We start from the raw sequence: 19,005 nt of genomic DNA, 5'->3' as shown, positions 1-19,005 counted from the left end.
CCAGCTCCGTTACGGTTCGGGGCATGACGCGTGAACTGACCATGGAGGAGATCCTCGGACTGATCGACTGGCAACGGTCGATGGGTGCCGATAGCGTGGTGGGTGAGACGCCGCTAGACTGGTTGGCGCGCGGGCCGGCCGCGCCGAGCGCGGCGTTCGATTGGCCAGATCGTCCGGCACATGGTGAGGCTGACAGCACGGCTGATCGGCAAAGCTGGCCGCCGCACGGCGTTTCAACGGGCTCGATGCCTACTCCTTTGGGGGCGCCGGGCGCTGGACCAAGTGGTGGGCCTGCTCGCGCAGCCGGTCCATCTCCGGTGCTTTCTCCGCCATGGCCCGCCGCGGCTCCCCCTCGGTTCGAAACTCGGCCTGTAACGCCGCTGGCGCCGAGCGCGGCTGAGACCGAAGCGCGGACAGTCGCCCGGCAGGCTTCATCGCTGGATGAACTCGAAAAGGCGCTGCGCGACTTTGACGGCTGCGGCCTCAAGGCCACGGCGACCAATCTCTGCTTCTTTCGGGGTGCGCCACAGGCACGGCTGATGCTGATCGGCGAAGCGCCTGGCCGAGACGAGGACTTGGCTGGCAAGCCCTTCGTCGGGCGCGCTGGCCAGCTGCTCGACAAGATGCTGGCAGCCATTGGCCTCGACGAGAGCCAGGTTCACATCACCAACATTGTCTATTGGCGTCCTCCCGGCAATCGCACGCCGACACCCCAAGAGGCGATTGCGTGTCGGCCGTTTCTCGAACGTCAGATGGAACTAGTTGCCCCCGATTTTATCGTTGTGCTCGGAGGGGCGGCGGCCAAAGAGGTTTTCTCCGTTGCTGAAGGCATCATGCGGCTTCGCGGCAAGTGGCGGCAGATCAAGATAGGCGAGCGCTTCGTGCCCGCTGTCGCAACGCTACATCCCGCGTACCTGCTGCGCACGCCAGCGGCGAAACAGCTAGCATGGTCAGATTTGTTAGCGCTCAGGGCCAAACTGACGGATCATGTTTAGCGCCTTCTCAACCATGCGCGGTTTTTGCCAGCCGCCCGTTCAATTTCTCGGCCGGTGTTTTGGATTTTAACCGTTGACTTAAGCGGCTGGACGCTTGGGGCGGCTATCGTCAACTCAACAACAGTGCGGACGGTCCGGTAGCGGATCGGCTGGAGTTCGAGAAGGTATTGCACCCATGAAAAGTGGCCTCGTATATTTGCGCCCTTGGCGTCTTGCTTATGTTCGTCAGGTTGGTCCTTATGAAGAGACCATTCCTGCTGCATGGGACATGATGCTCGGATGGCTGGCAAAAAATGGCCTCCATACGCCGATTTCTCGCGGTTTCGGCCTCCTGCGCGATAGCGCAAAGGTTGTTGGGGTCGACAAGTGCCGCTACGACGCGTGCGTCGATCTCGATCCGCTGTTCGAAGAGCGTGCGATGCGTGAGCTCGGCGTGCAGACGTTGCCCGGCGGATCCTATCTGCGCAGTCGCAACGTCGGCAGCCATGACGATCTACATATGACACTCCACGGCATCCACGACGCTTTCGAGGCGCCGTCAGGCCTGAACATGGATGAGCGCCGTCCGCTGGTCACGATCTATCTCGACGATCCCCGTCAGATGGGCCAGGGCGACGTGCGGGCCGATGTGTGCGTGCCCGTCAACGTTCGCACCCATCGCATTGACGCGGCCGGTCAGCAGGCTGCCTGAGGGCGCCGCGCAAGGGCAAGACTGGACATGAGGTGCGCCGGCATTCAAAGATGCCGGCGCATTCTTATTTTCACATCTCTCCAAAGGTTCGCCATGGCAGGCATCGACGAGACTCGCCCCTTCGTTCCAGTCCGCATCGCTGTGCTCACGATGTCCGACACCCGAAGCCTCGGAGAAGACAAGTCAGGCGACCTCCTGGTAGAGCGTCTGCAAGGGGCAGGGCATGTGCTTGCGGACCGCGCCCTCATCAAGGATGACGTTGCCGCCATTCGTGCCAAGGTCGAAGGCTGGATTGCCGATCCGGGTGTCGATTGTGTCATCACCACGGGCGGAACCGGCTTTACCGGGCATGACGTTACGCCGGAGGCTGTAAAGCCGCTGTTTGAGAAAGACATCGAAGGCTTCGCGATCCTTTTTCACATGCTGTCCTATGCCAAGGTTGCGACATCCACGATGCAGTCGCGCGCCTGCGCTGGAGTGGCGCATGGCACCTACATCTTTTGCCTGCCGGGGTCTCCGGGGGCGTGCCGGGATGCCTGGGACGGCATCCTGGTCTTCCAGCTCGATCTGAGGCATCGGCCCTGCAACTTGGTAGAAATCATGCCCAGGTTGGAAGAACATCGGCGCGGCAAGTCATAAGACGCGTCCATGCGGCTCTGAGTGGCCCGAATTCCTTTGATCTGACAGGCTATCCTGGCGGGTCGGGGGAATGGGTGCCCCGCCTTGACTTTCGGCGCGCTACATGCGCTTTTCCGCCTCGATTCCCACGAAACCTTTGGTACGACACGAGGGCCCTATGGCCGAGGCCAAGCTGCACCGATATCGCTCGCACACCTGTGGCGCGTTGAGGCAATCCGACAACGGCAAGACTGCCCGCCTCTCCGGCTGGGTTCATCGCGTGCGCGATCACGGCGGTGTGCTGTTTATAGACGTGCGCGATCACTACGGGATCACCCAGGTGGTGGCAGATCCCGACAGCAAGGCCTTCAAGGCCGCCGAGTTGGTGCGCTCCGAGTGGGTGATCCGCGTTGACGGGACCGTTCGCGACCGCCCGGACGGCACGACCAACGAGGATCTGCCTACGGGCCAGATCGAAGTCTACGCGACCGAGATCGAGGTGCTCTCGCAGGCAAAAGAGCTGCCCGTTCCCGTGTTCGGTGAGCCTGATTACCCGGAGGATCTGCGGCTGCAGTATCGCTTCCTCGATCTGCGCCGCGAAACGCTGCACGCCAACATCATGAAGCGGCTTGCTGTCATCGCATCCATGCGCCGGCGCATGAACGAGGCGGGTTTCTTTGAGTTCTCGACCCCCATCCTCACCGCGTCGTCGCCGGAAGGCGCGCGAGACTTCCTGGTGCCCTCGCGCATTCACCCGGGCAAGTTCTATGCGCTTCCCCAAGCGCCGCAGCAGTACAAGCAGCTTCTGATGGTGTCGGGCTTTGACCGCTATTTCCAGATCGCGCCCTGTTTCCGCGACGAGGACCCGCGCGCCGACCGGCTGCCCGGCGAGTTCTATCAGCTCGACGTCGAGATGAGTTTCGTTGAGCAGGAGGATATCTTCCAGGCCATGGAGCCGGTATTGACCGGCGTCTTTGAGGAGTTCGCCGAAGGCAAGACCGTAACCATGGGCTGGCCCCGCATTCCCTATGATGAGGCCATCGCGAAGTACGGTTCCGACAAGCCCGATCTGCGCAACCCCATCGTGATGTCCGACGTGACCGAGCACTTCGCTGGATCGGGCTTCAAGGTCTTCGCCAACATGATTGCGAAAGATCCAAAGGTGCGCGTGTGGGCGATCCCCGCGCCCGGCGGCGGCAGCCGAGCATTCTGCGACCGCATGAATTCGTGGGCTCAAGGCGAAGGCCAGCCGGGCCTTGGCTACATATTCTGGCGCGAGGAAGAAGGCGCTGCGGGCGCTGGGCCAATCGCCAAGAACATCGGCGCTGAGCGCGCGGAAGCAGTCCAGAAGCAACTTGCTTTGAAGACCGGAGACGCGGTGTTTTTCGCGGCAGGTGACCCGGCGAAGTTCTACAAATTCGCAGGCGCCGCTCGCGACCGTGTCGGCCATGAGCTGAAGCTTATCGACGAGAACGCCTTTGCGATCGCATGGATTGTCGACTTCCCGTTCTACGAGTGGAACGAGGACGACAAGAAGATCGACTTCTCGCACAATCCGTTCTCGATGCCTCAGGGTGGTCTCGAAGCTCTTGAGGCGGCCAAGACGGACGAAGAGAAACTCGCGCTCAAAGCCAACCAGTACGACATCGTCTGCAACGGCTTTGAGATTGCGTCCGGCTCGGTGCGTAATCATCGTCCCGACACGATGGTGAAGGCGTTCGAGAACACGGGGCTTTCCCAGAAGGATGTGGAGGAGCGCTTTGGCGGTCTTTATCGCGCCTTCCAGTACGGCGCGCCGCCCCATGGCGGCATGGCGGCTGGCATCGACCGCATCGTCATGCTGCTGGTGGGCGCCAAGAACCTGCGCGAGGTCACATTGTTCCCGATGAACCAGCAGGCGGCCGACTTGCTCATGGGCGCTCCCAGCGAGGTGATGCCAAAGCAGCTACGCGAGCTGTCTTTGCGGGTCATGCTGGCCGAACCAAAGAAGACCTAGGCCGGTGCAGGGCAACACGTAACCCTCCTGTAATGTACCCCGCGAAAATGTGAGGTCAGCTCTCCGTTCGGATGGCTGGTCCGGCCGCGCGCGTTCGCATAACGTCGCGCCGATAATCACATGACAGGGAAACGCCATGACAACATACAAGGGCGAGTGCTTTTGCGGCGCGGTGAAGATCGAGGCGTCGGGTGCGCCGGAGGGCATGGGTTACTGCCACTGCGCATCCTGCCGCTCATGGTCGGCGGCTCCGGTCAATGCGTTCACGCTTTGGAAGCCGGAAAACGTCAAGGTCACTCAAGGCGCCGAGAGTCTCGGCCTGTTTGAAAAGACGCCGGTGAGCCAGCGCCAGTACTGCAAGAAGTGCGGGGGGCATGTGATGTCCAACCATCCACCACTTGGATTGGTTGATGTGTACGCAGCCACAATTCCAGATCTGAAATTCGAACCCCACATCCACGTCTGCTATGCGGAAACCGTTTTGCCGATGAAGGACGGTCTACCCAAGATGGCAGACTTCCCTGCGGAATTCGGTGGTTCGGGAGAGCTCATTCCTGAGTAGACGCCAGGTTCTTAACTTGGCGCCAGGCGGCCACGCAATTGCGCCCCTCTCCAAGGCGATAGAGGGGCGCGATTGCTCAGGTTGCGAAGGATCGACGAGGCCGTTGGCTTAGTGCTCGATCTGGGACGTTTGCGGATGCGGCAGGGCAACGCCGACAACAATGGTTTTGCCATTCTTCACCGCGGTGCCGACCCAGCGACCATCGACGTCACGTTCCAGATCCGAAATCGCGACGTAACCCTGGTGGGCGAGAATGTTATGGGCCTGCTTGGCTTCGTAGAGCGCCTTGAGTTCCCCGGAGTGGGATGAAGTTACGCCGTTGGCTGTGTTTTCGGCGGCAAGTGCAGAGCCCGCAACGCCAAAGGTAAGTAGAGCAATCGTGAAAGCACGGATCATACGAAATCTCCCTTCAGAGAATTGTCTAAAGTCAAAGTTTCGCGCGTCTAGCTAAGAGGCGATGCGCGATTGGGATGAGTGGGATGTCCGCTCACCGCTACGTGAAATGTGGGCTTCGCCGCGCGCACATACCAATCACGATTGCTTCGGTTGGACGTGACGAGCGGATACGCTTATGTGATCGAGCGTTATGAGATGAGAGGAACATTTTCCCCATCTCTTGTCGCGAAATCGGAGATCGGGAAAATCATGAAGATCTTAATATTGGGCGCGGGCGCAACGGGTGGTTATTTCGGCGGGCGATTGGCCGCAGCGGGAGCCGACGTGAAGTTTCTTGTTCGGGAAAAACGCGCACAACAGCTCGCTGACCATGGTCTCGTGATCGAAAGTCCGTTCGGCAATGATCAGACGCGGGTCAAGACCGTGCTCTCAGATCAACTGACAGCGGCTCATGACGTCATTGTCGTGTCCTGCAAGGCTTACGATCTCGACTCCGCGATTGACGCAATCCGTCCTGCGGTGGGGTCATCCACTCTTGTCTTACCGCTTCTCAACGGTATCAAGCATCTCGACACGCTCGACGCAGCGTTCGGTGCAGAGCATGTGCTTGGTGGAAGCTGCCACCTGAGCGTGACGCTTGGCGAGAATGGCGAAATCCGCCATCTCAACCAGCTACACCTGCTGACGTTTGGTCCACGAATGCCGTCACAGCTTCCGCAATGTCGAAAGATCCTCGATGTGTTTTCAGCCGCAAACTTCGAACCGAAAATGCGTGAGGACATGATGCAGGCCATGTGGGACAAGTGGGTGCTGCTGGCGAGTCTCGCCGGGTTGACCTGCCTTTTCCGCGCCAGCGTCGGCGAGATTTCGGCAACGCCTCATGGACGTGGCTTGATGCTGGCCTTGATCGAGGAGTGCCGGTCCGTTGCGCAGGCGAATGGACATGAGCCTTCCGCGGATCATATGGCCAACATAGCCTCTCTGCTTACCGATCCGAGCTCGAAAGTGGTGGCGTCGATGTTGCGCGACATGCAGAAGAACGCGCGGATCGAAGCCGATCTTATCATTGGCGATATGCTTGCGCGGGGTGAGGCTGCCGGTCTCAAAACCCCGCTTCTCAGCGTCGCTGCAACTAATCTCGCGTGCTATGAGGCGCAACGGGTCGCTTCTGAGGCTTAATCCTTGCCGATTGTTAACGCACACCGCTAACGGCGCCATTGATCCGCCTTGGCCTTGTTGCGTACTGTACGGAATGCTGGAAATCTTCCCCGGCTGACTTGGACACGAATCATCTTCGCATCTTTAAGAGGCCAAACCTCTCATGACCCGTTTGATCACTTTAGCGCTTTCTTTTGCGGTGATGGTTGGGGCTCATTTAACGGCATACGCGCGCACGCCAACGATGGCCGACGTTTGGAACGGGGCGGAGATCAATTGGCGCGACATTCGTTCAGGCATCTACGAGTCCTCGAAAACCGGGCGGCCGGTGATCATGGTCTTTCATGCGCCGTGGTGTCCATCGTGCAAGAAATTCCGATCCGTCTTTTACGACAAGCAGATCGTCGAGGCGTCCAAGGATTTCGTGATGATCCTTATCGACGCCGACGCGGACAAGTCGTCCAATGGCGCATTTTCGCCGGATGGCACCTACGTGCCGCGCACGTTGTTCCTCGACTCGCAAGGTAACGTGCAATCGCAATTGAAGGGCGCGGGCGATCCCAACTATCCCCATTCGATCAATATCGACAGCCCGGACGAACTTCTGTCGTTGATGCGAAAAGCCCGAGCGACGATGAAAGGGTTTCCACCCGAACAGACCGCTGGCGATCGCACCTGAGCGGGCGTCTAGGCGATGCTGGCCCGATTTTGCATCGCGCGACCGCCGGGATAACGAATTTCTGCTTCTGGGTTTGCATCGCGCGGCAATAGCCGCCATAAGGGCGCGGATCTTTTCACGGACTGCGGACGTGGTGGAATCGGTAGACACACAGGACTTAAAATCCTGAGTTCGAAAGAGCGTGTGGGTTCGAGTCCCACCGTCCGCACCATATCCGACAAGCGGCGCGGTCGGGCTAGCAGATGAGCCTGCCCGAAATATCGATCAAGCCAGCCAGGTCTGCACCGTCATCCACGTCGTGTTTGAGCGCGACCTCGGCCACCTTGAAGCCGGCGAGGTTTGCGCGTGTGTCCGAAAGTGCAAATGCGCTCGACCAGCGGACGTTGTTGAACACGCCGATGTGGCGAGCCCTGTGCGAAAGGCCGACAAGCCAATAACCGCCATCCCCGGCCGGTCCGAAGACGGCATCAGCCCCGCGAAGGGACGCAAACGCCGATGCGATGTCGTGGACGCGGATGCCCGGTATGTCTCCTCCTACGATCACAATCGGTCCTGGTAGCGCCTGCTTTGCCATTCGCGCCATGCGTGTGCCGAGATCGCCAGATCCTTGCCTCATGCGCGGCAGGTCCGCAGGAAACATTGCGCTGGTCGCGGCACGATTCGGTGCGACCGCCAGAATGGTCTGCCAGCGCCTATCGTGCGCGATCCTTTGCAGCGTAACCGTGAGATTGGTTCGGAAGAAGCGCGTTGCGGCGGCGGTGCCAACATCGCGCGCCAGTCGGGTTTTGACCCGCCCTAGCACCGGTTCCTTGACCATCACCAAAAGGCGCGGCGCGAAACATGGTCCGCCCGCGCCTTTGCTCACGTTAAGCTCTCGCTTTCGCGCGGGCTGACGTAGCGCTCGGCGATGCGTTCAGCAGGGATACCGATGCTATAGGCCAGCAGACACGATTGGTTGCGCAGCGTGCGGCGCAGATAGCCATCGCGCTTGTAGCGTACCGCCGAGGTCAAAGCCGGGGTTTCCAGGAATGCAATACGTTGCCGACCAAGGCGGCGGACGAAGTCGACATCCTCCATGATCGGCTGGTCGCGAAAGCCACCGATTTCATTGTAGAGCGTGCGCGGCATCAAAAGCCCCTGATCGCCATAGGGCAAGCTGAGGAGATGACAGCGCGCGGAAACCAGGGCCTCCAGAAGCCGCGGTTTGATACCGTTATCGTCGAGCTTGAAGCGGAATGCCGCCGCCGAAGGCGCCCGTGTACCCTCGCTAACCTCGCGCATGAAAGTGCTGGCGTCGCGCATCCAGCCATCTTCAAGGATCGTGTCGGCATGCAGGAACAGCAACCATGGATACTTGGCGTGCGCCGCACCCGTCTTGAGCTGTGACCCGCGCCCACGCGGTGCTGTGAAAAATTCGACCCCCGCGGCATCAGCAATCTTAGCCGTCGCGTCGGTGGAGCCGCCGTCGCAGACGATGACCTCGCGCACGAAGCCTTCCACCGCAGCCGGAACGAGCGCTGAAAGGGTGTTCGGCAGCGTCGTCGCCGCGTTCAAGGTGGGGATGATGACAGAAACCATTGTCTTTCTTTGCCAGCTTAGGCCGCCGCTCACAAGGCGGCGGATTGCGCGTCCTCGACAGTCGGACAAATGTGCCAATGTTCTTTATTTGTTCGCATGGATGTGCTATTTCAGTCGGCGATGACCCAGGACGCCGACGATTCAAACGCGACCAAGCAGATCGCCGGAATGCGGCTGCAAACACCAGTTGACGAGGAACGTCGGCGGGGAAGGGGCGCACGCTCAAATCACACCGGACGTTTCGAGGCCGAGCAGACACAAGCCTTCGATGACGGCTGGGAAAGCCTGGCAGGGCTCGACGCGTTCAAGACGCAAGTGATGGAGGATTCAGCTCGCTCCATCATCGCGCGCAACGATAGTCCAGACATTTCCTTCGATCGTTCCATAAATCCCTACAGGGGTTGCGAGCACGGCTGCATCTACTGCTATGCGCGGCCCACGCATTGCTATCTCGGACACTCCGCAGGGCTTGATTTCGAGACCAAGCTTTATGCGAAATCGAACGCCGCCGCGTTACTTGAAAGAGAGCTTTCGAGCCCGCGCTATCAGCCCCAGACCATTGCGCTTGGCGCCAACACAGACCCCTATCAGCCCATCGAGCGCGAACGACGGATTACGCGTGGCTTATTGGAGGTGCTCGCCAAGACTCGTCATCCTGTCGGCATAGTCACGAAATCTGCCCTTGTTACGCGCGACATCGACATTCTGGCGCCAATGGCCGCCCAAGGACTTGCGAAGGTCGCGATCTCGATCACAACGCTTGACCGTAGTGTTGCGCGAACAATGGAGCCGCGCGCCGCGACCCCTGCGCGCCGCCTCGATGCAGTCCGCCAGCTTGCTGAGGCCGGGATACCCGTCGCTGTTATGATGGCGCCCATCGTGCCCGCTCTAAACGATCATGAGATCGAACGGGTGCTGGAAGCTGCGCGCGACGCGGGTGCGCGCGAGGCAGGCTACGTGATGCTGCGCCTGCCGCTGGAGATCAAGGAGTTGTTTCGCGAGTGGCTGGCCGAAGCCTTTCCAGATCGCGCGGAACGTATTCTAGGGCTTCTGCGTGCCATGCATGGAGGAGAGGATTACATCTCGGCGTTCGGCCATCGCCAACGCGGATCGGGTGCCTACGCCAACCAGATCGCTATGCGTTTCCGACTGGCCCGCAAGCGGCTTGGTCTTGAAAATGAAAGACTTCAATTGCGTACTGATCTATTCGCGCGTCCGTTTACCCGGGGACAACAGCTCGGTCTGTTTTGACAGCGCAATCGGCTGCTCCGATTGTTGCGGCATGAGGATCGCTGATTCGCGCTTCAAACCAACGTTTGAACTGGAAGCCGCCGAGCTGCAACTTGGCGGCGGCACGATTGCGGGCGTAGACGAGGCTGGCCGCGGGCCGTGGGCCGGGCCGGTCGTAGCCGCTGCCGTCGTCCTTAATCCGGATCGCATTCCTGCCAACCTCGACGACAGCAAGGCGCTTGATGAGGACGCGCGCGCCTTTCTCTATAACCGGATCATGAAGTGCGCTCAGGTTGGCGTCGGTGTTGCGGATGTTGCGCGCATTGATCGTGACAACATTCTCAATGCCACTTTATGGGCGATGAAACAGGCTGTTGCTCAGATCGAGAAGGCGCCGCGCCTGGTTCTCGTGGACGGCAATCGCGCGCCACGGCTTGCAATGGAAACGCGCACGATCGTCAAGGGGGATGCGAAGTGCGTGTCGATCGCTGCGGCGTCGATCGTGGCTAAAGTCACGCGCGACCGCATGATGATGGCGCTGGCACGCGAGTACCCGGGTTACGGTTTCGAACGCCATAAAGGCTATGGGACGCCCGAGCACATTACTGCGCTCGATAAGCTGGGGGTTTGCGCTTTGCATCGGCGATCATTCAAGCCGGTGCAATTGGCGCTCGGTCTTTTGATCTGACGAATTATCTGCCGTCACACGGATGTCAGGAGTTGCGGCTATTTGATGGCGCGTGCAGGCGACCGTGCCAGTCGGCTGATACCGCACGCGCCTTCCCTCAATTGAACCCCGATTTAACCGGGGTGCTAAAAGAGGCATGCGTAAGGAGCTGACGAGGCAAACCAGAAGGCCCTCACCGTCTAGCGCGGCAACCCCGCAACCGCGGCCTCGCCAGCTCCTGGCGTATTGTCATTAACTAAAGACCAGTTGCGAATCACCTACCTATTTCGAGAGGCAGTTTTTTCTAAACGTAGGCAATTTTATCCTTCACCTAACGATTACGTCGTGCCGATAGTGTCGGCCGCGTCATAAGCCTCGCTCGCAATCAGCCACGTTTCTTCGGCGTCTGCCAGTTGCTTAGCAAGTTGCCCTCGTTCCAAACCCGTACGCTGCGCTTTCTGAGGGTCGCGGGTGTAGATCTCTAGGTCCGCGAGCACTGCGTCACAGGCCGCAATCTTCGCGCTCAAGTTATCCACAAGTTTTTCTGCGTCAGCCATTGCTTTGCGTAGGGGTGCAAGCTGAGCACGACGATCTGCTGCAGCTCGGCGGACGTCGGCGCGGCTTGTTGCGTCCTGCGTGGTGTCGCGCGCTTCCTGTGCTCTGGTGCGTTTGCTTGCACGATCGGCCAGAAGCTCTGCACGATAGCCTTCCATATCGCCGTCGTAGGATTTTACGGTGCCATCCTTGACCAGCCACAGCCGGTCCGCTGTGGCTTCTACGAGATGGCGATCGTGGCTGATGAGGATGACGGCGCCATCGTATTCCATCAGCGCGTGAACAAGCGCCTCGCGGCTATCGATGTCGAGGTGGTTTGTGGGCTCGTCCAGAATCAACAGGTTAGGTGCGTGAAAAGCGGTGAGCGCGAGCAGGAGGCGTGCCTTTTCACCGCCTGACAGGTTTTGGCACTTGGTATCTGCTTTATCGGCGCCAAAGCCGAAAGCGCCAAGCTTTGCACGCCGCTGAGCCTCCGTTGCGTCGGGCATCAGATTCAGCATGTAATCGTAAGGCGTGCTCGAAGGATTAAGATCGTCGAGCTGATGCTGGGCGAAGTAACCCACTTCGATCTTTTGGGCGCCAAACACATGCCCTGCCAAGGGTTTGAGCCGCCCTGCGATAAGCTTGGCGAAGGTCGATTTGCCGTTGCCGTTCTGGCCGAGCAACGCGATACGATCATCGTTGTCGATGCGCAGATCGAGCCCTCTGAGAATTGGGCGATCGTGCTCGTAGCCAGCAGCGGCCCCCTCCAAACGCAACAGCGGACTGGCGATCATCTTGGCAGGATTTGGAAGCAGGAAGGGCGTGACGCGGTCGTCTACCTGCGCCGCGATGGGCTGCATTTTGGCGAGCGCCTTGACGCGGCTTTGGGCCTGGCGGGCTTTCGAAGCTTTGGCCTTAAAGCGATCGATAAACGCCTGGATGTGCCGGCGCTGGTCGTCCTGCTTCTTTTTGAGCTTGAGTTCCAGCCGCTGCTTTTCGCGGCGCGCCTCTTCGAAGTCGTCGTAACCACCCGTGTACATGGTCAGGCGGCCACGGTCGAGATGCAGGATAGACTGAACGCACCGGTTGAGAAGATCGCGGTCGTGGCTGACGATCAGAACGCTATGCGGATAGGTCTTCAGATGGCTTTCCAACCACATCGTGCCTTCCAGGTCGAGGTAGTTGGTCGGCTCGTCGAGCAGCAACACTTCCGGTTCCAAGAAAAGGACTGCGCCGAGCGCCACGCGCATACGCCAGCCGCCAGAAAACTCCCGGCACGCGCGGCACTGGGCCTCTTCGTCAAAGCCGAGACCTGAAAGGATTTGGGCTGCGCGTGCGGGCGCTGAATGCGCGTCGATGTCGGTCAGCCTGAGCTGGATCTCTCCAATGCGATGCGGGTCTGTGGCGTGCTCGGCTTCCTCCATAAGTGCTGCGCGCTCTGTGTCTGCGGCAAGCACCCAGTCTATCAAGCTGACGTCGCCGCCGGGGGCCTCCTGTGCGACATGGCCGATACGAACATTGCGCGGCGTCGAAATGCCTCCGTCATCAGGAGAAATCTCGCCTTTGAGCAGGCGCAGAAGGGTCGTCTTGCCGGCGCCGTTACGTCCGACGAGGCCAACCTTGTGCCCAGGCGGAATGGCCGCCGTCGCGGCATCGAGGATCACCTTTCCCTCAATGCGATATGTGAGATCGTTGATGTGAAGCATTTGCCCCGCCGATTAGCGTGTTCTTGCTCCCCTGTCACGTGGGTCGCGTTTCGGGGCTTCCGGTCAGATCCCGCGGCCCTTTTCACGAAAGCGTGTGAGGGGATGCCAAGGCTCACCGCTGCCACCACGTAAATTCAAGGTTCTGGCCGTAAGGCCGAACACTTTGTGCGGCGAGGCTAATGGGCCTAGAGCGTAATGCCGAAGCGCGAGAGCACAGCGATCATTGCCAGATAGGCGGCGAATGTCAGAGCGCATGAAATGGCAAGGCTTGCCCAGAAACCCATGGCTTGGCTCACAAGCATCGGAAACGCCACGAACAGCACGAGCGATGGCAGCACGTACCAGAAAATGCCCCGAGCAAGCTCCGCCACTTTGCCTGCGTCGCCGGTTTCGCCGTAAAGCCAGAGGAACGCCAGGAGCGAGGTTAGGGGCAGGGAGGCAATGATCGCGCCAAGCGTACTTGAACGCTTGGCGATCTCGGATATTGCCACCACCGTTACAGCCGTAATCGCGACCTTGATGGCGTACTGCAGCATCGCGAGCCCGCTAACCGGAAACGACGGGCTTCAAAGTCTCATACAGCAACCTGTCCTGCGCGGCTGGATCCTGCACCGCCAAGTGCGCGGAGAACCAGTCCTGAACCATCTTGCAGACCTGTGCAGGTTCGCGCTTGGCCAGCAGGCGCGGGTTGGAGAAGACCTGAAGATCCTCTTCCTTCCACCCCAGTTTGTTGAGTTCGCCAATCAGGATGTCGTAGTCGGCTTTGACCGCAGGCTGATGCGAGACAGGCGATTTGGCGCCTTCTGTCGCTGCATCGAAGATGGCTGCGAGCTGGGCATTCAGCATGGTCGCGTTCTCGGGCGTCTCCATCATCTCGATGATAACGGGACTGAGCTCACCCTTTGAGATGAAGCCGTAGCACGCGCCGACGCTCTGGGCCTGAAGCGCACGCAGGTTCTCAAGGAAGGTCGCGGCGACGTTCCGCAGTTTCTCGGGGCTGGCGGCCAGTGCATTCGGCGCCTTCTCGCGGCGCAGATTGACCAGTCCCTGCACGAGCTGTGTCGAGATTTCGAGTTGCGGCTTGTTTTCGGCAGCCAGCTTGTCGGCGGCGGCGATGTTGTTGATGTACCAGTCCGGGTACTCTTTCTTCAAAGCGACCCACACCGGAATTTTTTGCAACCGCGCGTCGATCGCGGAGCCTTCGATGACTGCGGGATCGGGAGGCAGATTTTCACCGGCTTCGGGCTGAGCTTCTGCTGTCTGTGCAGGTTCAGCTTGTGGCTCGCCTGCGGGGGCTGCCGCGCTGCTTTGGGCTTCGGGTGCGGCTGGTGCCGTTTCCTCGACCGCTGCGGCTTCCTGCTTCTTGGGCGGACCCGACACCAAGCGAGCCAGCTCGTCCTTGTGGGTGAGAATAGCGTACGCACCGCCACCGATGAGGCCGATCAGGACCAGCGCTAGAAGGATCTGTTTGAAGCGACCGCCGCGTGCGGGCTCTTCTTCGAACTCGTCCTCGTCATAGCCTGCTTGCGTACCGGCTCCGGCTTGCTGATGGGCTGGTTGTTGCCCGAAGCCTTGATGACCGGCAGCACCGCCTTGCGGCGCATATCCGATGTTGGGATTGGCTCCCTGAGCTACACCAACACCCGCCGTGCTTGTGCCACCCGGTCCGTACCCTGGCACCTGCTGCGCTGGCGCACTTTGCGGCTGAGACGCAGGAGCTTGCGGCGGCGCCTGGAAGGCTGCCGGAAAGAGGGTGGGCGCGGGTTGCCAATCGCTCATTCCAGCGCGCCAAAGCAAGTCCGTCGTTCGCAGGTAATTGTGGCCCACGAACGTGCGCATTTCGACGTCGGTCAACGGCCCGTGCTGTTTGCCGTCACGTGCGATGTACCACTGAGCTTCGTTCGATTGTCCGGTCATGGCCGTCCATTAGCACACCTGTGGGCCCCATTGCCCATTACGGATTGTGCATTCCTTGTGTTTTTCAACACTGCTCACAGCCTGCTGCAAGCGTCAATTGGCTGTTTTGACTGAGATTGTATCGCCATTTCAAGGCTAGTTTGTCGCAAAGCCGCCGCGCGACGCCATGGTCAGGTGCATGTGCTTGCTGGTGCAGGGGGCCACCGCTATAAGGCGGCCCATAAGCCTGAAAAATCGAAAAGAGAGAAAGCCCGATGGCCATCGAACGCACATTTTCCATCATCAAGCCGGACGCCACACGGCGCAACATTACCGGAAAAATCAACGCCGTCATCGAAGGAGCGGGCCTCAAGATTGTGGCGCAAAAGCGCGTGCGTTGGACACGTGCCCAGGCCGAGAAGTTCTATGAAGAGCACAAGGCACGGCCTTTCTATGGCGAGCTCGTCGATTTCATGACGTCGGGGCCGATTGTGCTTCAAGTTCTCGAAGGCGAAAACGCCATTGCCAAGTACCGCGAAGTGATGGGCGCGACCGATCCCAAAGAAGCTGCCGAGGGTACGGTGCGGAAGCTATTTGCCGTTTCCAAGGGTGAGAATTCAACGCACGGTTCTGACAGCCCGGCGGCTGCCGATCGCGAGATCACCCTAAACTTCCGTCTGGATGAAATTGTCGGCTGAGCGCGCTAGGCTGTTTGGCAGACCGCAGTAGGGGCTCCGCGGCGCGGGGCCCTTTTCTTTTGTGTCGCTAGTTTGTCACTTGCGCAGTCGAGCCAAGCGTTCCAGCTGCGCCGCATGACGGAGTTCGCAATGATTACGCCCGCGTACGTGCAGACCATGGCCCGCTACAACACGTGGCAGAACGCAAATATCTACGGCGCCGCCGGAAAGCTGAGCGACGTGCAGCGAAAAGAAGATCGCGGCGCATTCTTCCGCTCTATTCATGGCACGCTCAATCATCTGCTATGGGCAGACCAGATGTGGATGGTGCGCTTCAAGGTCCCGCCCACACCGGCACCGACGGCCAAGAATATCGCGGAAGGTTTGGAGCAATATGACAGCTGGACCGAGCTTGCGAACGCCCGCAAGACGCTCGATGCATTAATCGAGGATTGGGCGTCACGGATTACGCCCGAATGGCTGTCGACAGATCTGCACTGGTTCGCCGCCAGTGCCGGAAAAGATATGGTGACGCCCATTGCGGTGGCGGTAACGCATTTCTTCAATCATCAGACCCATCATCGCGGGCAGACACATTGTCTGATAACGGGGCTGCACGGCGTTCCTGACCGGACCGATCTGCCTTTCATGCCTGGCGTGTAAGACCTTTCACGCATCGCCCGTATCGAGTGCGCGTTGCAGCTTTTCGTCGTCGACTGCGTTTTCCATCTTGCCGATTACGATGGTTGCGACGCTGTTGCCGACGAGGTTGGTAAGCGCGCGCGCTTCCGACATGAAGCGGTCGATCCCCAGAATAAGCGCAATCGAAGTCACGGGAATTGTGTGCGTGCTGGCAAGGGTTGCCGCCAGTGTCACAAAGCCCGCGCCGGTAACTCCCGCGGCGCCTTTGGACGTGAGCAACAATACCCCGAGAACGCCAAACTGCTGCATGAGCGTGAGGTCGGTGTTTGTCGCCTGCGCAAGAAAAAGAGCTGCGAGCGTGAGGTAGATGCACGTCCCATCGAGATTGAAGGAATAGCCGGTGGGGATGACGAGGCCGACGATGCTCTTGTTGACGCCGGCGCGCTCCATTTTGGACATGATGCGCGGAAGGACACTCTCTGAGGAAGATGTTCCTAAAACGATGAGCAACTCCTCCCTTATCAGCCGCAGAAGCTTCAGGATCGAGAAGCCATAAAACCGCGCGATCAGGCCGAGCACCAGGAAGATGAAGATAAGGCACGTGAGGTAGAACGCGCCCATCAGGAAAGCCAGGTTCTTGAGACTTTCCAGGCCATACTTGCCGATGGTGAAGGCCATGGCGCCGAACGCGCCGATCGGCGCCAATCGCATGATGTAACCGACGATCTTGAACAATACCGCAGCGATCGACTCGATCATCCCCAGAAGGGGCTCTCCATGGGTACCGAGTGCCTGCAGGCCGAAGGCGAACAAGATCGCCAGCAAGAGCACCTGTAAGATGTTTCCATCCGCGAATGCGCCAACAAACGTTGAAGGGATGATATCGAGCAGGAAATGGATGGCGCTTTGCTGTTCCGATTGCGTCACGTAGCTCTGGATGGCCTTGGTGTCGATTGACGAGATATCGACGTTCATTCCGACGCCTGGCTTCAGAGTATTCGCCACCACCATACCGACAATGAGAGCCAGCGTTGTGACGATCTCGAAATAGATCAGAGCGCGCAGGCCGACGCGGCCCACTTGGCGCATGTCGCGCATAGCGGCGATCCCGTGCACGACCGTCACGAAGATGACCGGGGCTATGATCATCTTGATGAGTTTGATGAAGGCATCGCCCAGAGGCTTCATCGCCTCGCCTCTGGCCGGATCGAGGTAGCCCAACAGGATGCCGATACTGATGGCGATCAGAACCTGAGCGTACAAGTGCGTATAGAACGGCGGTTTGGGCTCTGCATCGGCTTGGCTGCTTGAAATGGCCATGATGTGCTGGCGTCCTTTTGCTCGGTCCGTCCCTGTCGTTTTGTTGTGATACGCTCTGCGCGGCTCGGACGCGTGCCGCTATCACCGCTATATCCAGGTCCCGTGCATTACGGTCGTCTGTTTTTGTTGTTGCCGTTGCCTTTTCGACACAAGAAATCCGTCTTTAGCAAAACCTTTCCGAAGACGGATGCAGTTGTAGGCGGCGTTGCCAAAATTGCGGGCAGACTTCTGAGAACAGGGCGTGCTATCGAAGTCATGCGCGGGCTGAGGGGCCAGGGCATTGGCGTTGAAGCTTCGTGTCCGGCCGGCTGGCTCGGTCGGCTAGTAGGCATTTGCTAAGTTGGCATTCCACTAAAGAGTCGTTTGCACATGGTTGAGCTTCCGCACTTCTTCGGCCTGGACCTCTCCGCCGCCGGACCTTGGATCATCTCCGGTTTTGTCGGCGGCGTGCTTCTGTCCTGGCTCTGGCGGGCACTGCGCGGCACGCGCGCAGAGGCCAAGGCCGAGGCACAAATTGCCGAGATGCAAAGTTTGTTCGACGCTTCCAAGTCCGAACATCAAGCGGAAATGGGGCGTCTGCTCTCGGATACCCATTACTATGAGAAGGCCCTTGCGGATGCCGAACAGCGGGCGTCTCAGTCGGGCCAGGAGGCGACAACGCTTCGCGCCGAGGCGGAACGTCTGGCTCAGGTCGAGCTTTCGTCCCGCAACGAGTTGCTTGCAGTGGACAAAGAGCTGGCCAAGTTGCGCTCAGACCTTCAGTGGGCGCAAGCACAGTCGGGGTCGTTGTCGAACGAGCGTGCTAGCCTGTCACAGCAGGCCCAGTCGATCGCCGCCGAACTTGCGACGCTGCGAACGGCAGCGGAGCTGAAAGATTCCGAAATTGCCCGCCTCATCAACGAGCTGCAATGGCAGCAGACGAAAGCTTCGACGCTGGAGCAGGAAAAGTATGGCCTGCAGACGGGACTTAATCAGTTGCGGTCCGACAAGACCAAGGATAGCGAGATCGCCCGGCTGCAGGATGAACTGGGCAACGTGCGCGGTCATGTGAGCCGTTTGCAGGATGAGGCTACGTCGAGCCAGTCGAATTACGATCAGGCTTGGAAGGATCTGACCTACATGCGCAACCTCGCGTACTGGCAAGCGAGCGAGGTGGAGCGCCTGCGGGCTCTTGTTACCCGGTTTGAAGACGATGCAGCCTCTCAATCGTCTGCATTCAACGGGCTGAAGCAGCAGTACGCAGCCCTCAGCGCGCGTCTAGGTCGGCCGCAGGGCGCGGGAGCCAGGAAGAAACACAATCTGGCTTACTTCCGCCTCCAGGGAGCAAACGGGACGTCCGCCGATGCTCACGCACACGCCAAGGGCAATGGAAAGCTGTCGTTCGTGCACAAGAGCCGGGATGCCAATGCGAAGACACATCGGCGCAAGACTTATAAGTCCGGCAAGATGGATGTGACCGGCGCACGGGGAACTGGTGGCTTGAGGCCGGGACAGGGCACCACATTGATCGCTTTGCCCTCAAAGACCGCGCCAGGAGAAGTCGCTGATCTGAAGGCCAAGTTGGCCGCTCTGAGGGACGATGCTGAGAAGTATCGGCGCTTGCGGGACGCTGTGCATGTCGCCAACCGGATCGCGGATGGCCAAGTTTGAGATGTTG

Annotated in this window: 19 protein-coding genes and 1 tRNA gene; 13 read left to right on the top strand and 7 right to left on the bottom strand. The window is 59.6% G+C overall.

Translation table 11 applies throughout. The features are described from left to right. The first annotated feature begins 23 nt into the window (after window positions 1–23). The 5 genes from R3D51_02265 (at window position 24) to R3D51_02245 (ending at window position 4,862) form a co-directional block, all read left to right on the top strand. On the top strand, window positions 24–995 hold the full coding sequence (locus tag R3D51_02265; GenBank protein MEZ5898294.1) for a uracil-DNA glycosylase: 972 nt from the start codon (window positions 24–26) through the stop codon (window positions 993–995). 175 nt (window positions 996–1,170) lie between these two features. Continuing rightward, window positions 1,171–1,686 (top strand): GyrI-like domain-containing protein, encoded by a 516-nt coding sequence (locus tag R3D51_02260; protein MEZ5898293.1) that lies wholly within the window; start codon window positions 1,171–1,173, stop codon window positions 1,684–1,686. 93 nt (window positions 1,687–1,779) lie between these two features. Further along, window positions 1,780–2,325, top strand: coding sequence for a molybdenum cofactor biosynthesis protein B (moaB, locus tag R3D51_02255; GenBank protein MEZ5898292.1), 546 nt, complete (start codon window positions 1,780–1,782; stop codon window positions 2,323–2,325). Between the two features lie 172 nt (window positions 2,326–2,497). Further along, entirely contained in the window at window positions 2,498–4,300 is a 1,803-nt protein-coding gene (gene aspS, locus R3D51_02250) for an aspartate--tRNA ligase (protein MEZ5898291.1), read from the top strand. A gap of 136 nt (window positions 4,301–4,436) precedes the next feature. After that, complete coding sequence (locus tag R3D51_02245) at window positions 4,437–4,862, top strand: GFA family protein (GenBank protein MEZ5898290.1); 426 nt, start codon at window positions 4,437–4,439, stop codon at window positions 4,860–4,862. 108 nt (window positions 4,863–4,970) lie between these two features. Here the strand turns inward: R3D51_02245 and R3D51_02240 are convergent, their stop codons facing one another. Beyond that, window positions 4,971–5,258 (bottom strand): hypothetical protein, encoded by a 288-nt coding sequence (locus tag R3D51_02240; protein MEZ5898289.1) that lies wholly within the window; start codon window positions 5,256–5,258, stop codon window positions 4,971–4,973. Between the two features lie 249 nt (window positions 5,259–5,507). Between R3D51_02240 and panE the strand changes: the two genes are divergently transcribed. From panE to R3D51_02225, 3 genes are all read left to right on the top strand, one after another. Next, entirely contained in the window at window positions 5,508–6,437 is a 930-nt protein-coding gene (gene panE / locus R3D51_02235) for a 2-dehydropantoate 2-reductase (GenBank protein MEZ5898288.1), read from the top strand. Window positions 6,438–6,579: 142 nt separating this feature from the next. After that, window positions 6,580–7,095, top strand: a complete 516-nt coding sequence (locus tag R3D51_02230) for a thioredoxin family protein (protein ID MEZ5898287.1) — start codon at window positions 6,580–6,582, stop codon at window positions 7,093–7,095. A gap of 124 nt (window positions 7,096–7,219) precedes the next feature. Next, window positions 7,220–7,306: transfer RNA gene (locus R3D51_02225), tRNA-Leu, on the top strand. Window positions 7,307–7,330: 24 nt separating this feature from the next. On the opposite strand, the gene R3D51_02220 is transcribed toward R3D51_02225, so the two are convergent. Beyond that, window positions 7,331–7,960 carry a TIGR04282 family arsenosugar biosynthesis glycosyltransferase gene (locus R3D51_02220; GenBank protein MEZ5898286.1) on the bottom strand — a complete coding sequence of 210 codons (630 nt, stop codon included), beginning with the start codon at window positions 7,958–7,960 and terminating at the stop codon, window positions 7,331–7,333. Next, a complete protein-coding gene (locus R3D51_02215) occupies window positions 7,957–8,673 on the bottom strand; it encodes a TIGR04283 family arsenosugar biosynthesis glycosyltransferase (protein ID MEZ5898285.1) in 717 nt (238 codons plus the stop codon). The genes R3D51_02220 and R3D51_02215 overlap by 4 nt, the downstream gene beginning before the upstream one ends. Before the next feature lie 120 nt (window positions 8,674–8,793). On the opposite strand from R3D51_02215, the gene R3D51_02210 reads away from it, so the two are divergent. Both R3D51_02210 and R3D51_02205 read left to right on the top strand, forming a co-directional pair. Next, the gene (locus R3D51_02210) at window positions 8,794–9,924 is read left to right on the top strand and encodes a PA0069 family radical SAM protein (protein MEZ5898284.1); all 1,131 of its coding nucleotides are present in this window, start codon (window positions 8,794–8,796) and stop codon (window positions 9,922–9,924) included. A gap of 31 nt (window positions 9,925–9,955) precedes the next feature. Further along, window positions 9,956–10,591, top strand: a complete 636-nt coding sequence (locus tag R3D51_02205) for a ribonuclease HII (protein ID MEZ5898283.1) — start codon at window positions 9,956–9,958, stop codon at window positions 10,589–10,591. A 317-nt stretch (window positions 10,592–10,908) separates the two neighbouring features. On the opposite strand, the gene R3D51_02200 is transcribed toward R3D51_02205, so the two are convergent. The 3 genes from R3D51_02200 to R3D51_02190 form a co-directional block, all read right to left on the bottom strand. After that, window positions 10,909–12,813 (bottom strand): ABC-F family ATP-binding cassette domain-containing protein, encoded by a 1,905-nt coding sequence (locus R3D51_02200; protein MEZ5898282.1) that lies wholly within the window; start codon window positions 12,811–12,813, stop codon window positions 10,909–10,911. 185 nt (window positions 12,814–12,998) lie between these two features. Further along, entirely contained in the window at window positions 12,999–13,349 is a 351-nt protein-coding gene (locus R3D51_02195; GenBank protein ID MEZ5898281.1) for a DUF3147 family protein, read from the bottom strand. 10 nt (window positions 13,350–13,359) lie between these two features. Beyond that, a complete protein-coding gene (locus R3D51_02190; protein MEZ5898280.1) occupies window positions 13,360–14,730 on the bottom strand; it encodes a GYF domain-containing protein in 1,371 nt (456 codons plus the stop codon). Between the two features lie 254 nt (window positions 14,731–14,984). Between R3D51_02190 and ndk the strand changes: the two genes are divergently transcribed. Continuing rightward, complete coding sequence (ndk, locus tag R3D51_02185) at window positions 14,985–15,407, top strand: nucleoside-diphosphate kinase (GenBank protein ID MEZ5898279.1); 423 nt, start codon at window positions 14,985–14,987, stop codon at window positions 15,405–15,407. A gap of 129 nt (window positions 15,408–15,536) precedes the next feature. Continuing rightward, window positions 15,537–16,049, top strand: a complete 513-nt coding sequence (locus tag R3D51_02180; protein ID MEZ5898278.1) for a DinB family protein — start codon at window positions 15,537–15,539, stop codon at window positions 16,047–16,049. 6 nt (window positions 16,050–16,055) lie between these two features. Here the strand turns inward: R3D51_02180 and R3D51_02175 are convergent, their stop codons facing one another. Next, window positions 16,056–17,348, bottom strand: a complete 1,293-nt coding sequence (locus R3D51_02175; protein ID MEZ5898277.1) for a dicarboxylate/amino acid:cation symporter — start codon at window positions 17,346–17,348, stop codon at window positions 16,056–16,058. Window positions 17,349–17,717: 369 nt separating this feature from the next. On the opposite strand from R3D51_02175, the gene R3D51_02170 reads away from it, so the two are divergent. Further along, window positions 17,718–18,998, top strand: a complete 1,281-nt coding sequence (locus R3D51_02170) for a hypothetical protein (protein MEZ5898276.1) — start codon at window positions 17,718–17,720, stop codon at window positions 18,996–18,998. Window positions 18,999–19,005 lie beyond the last annotated feature (7 nt).

The sequence above is a fragment of the Hyphomicrobiaceae bacterium genome (genome assembly GCA_041397645.1).
GTDB lineage: Bacteria > Pseudomonadota > Alphaproteobacteria > Rhizobiales > Hyphomicrobiaceae > Hyphomicrobium_B.
The sequence above is the reverse complement of the archived record's forward strand: the minus strand, read 5'-3'. Positions and strand labels throughout refer to the sequence as shown.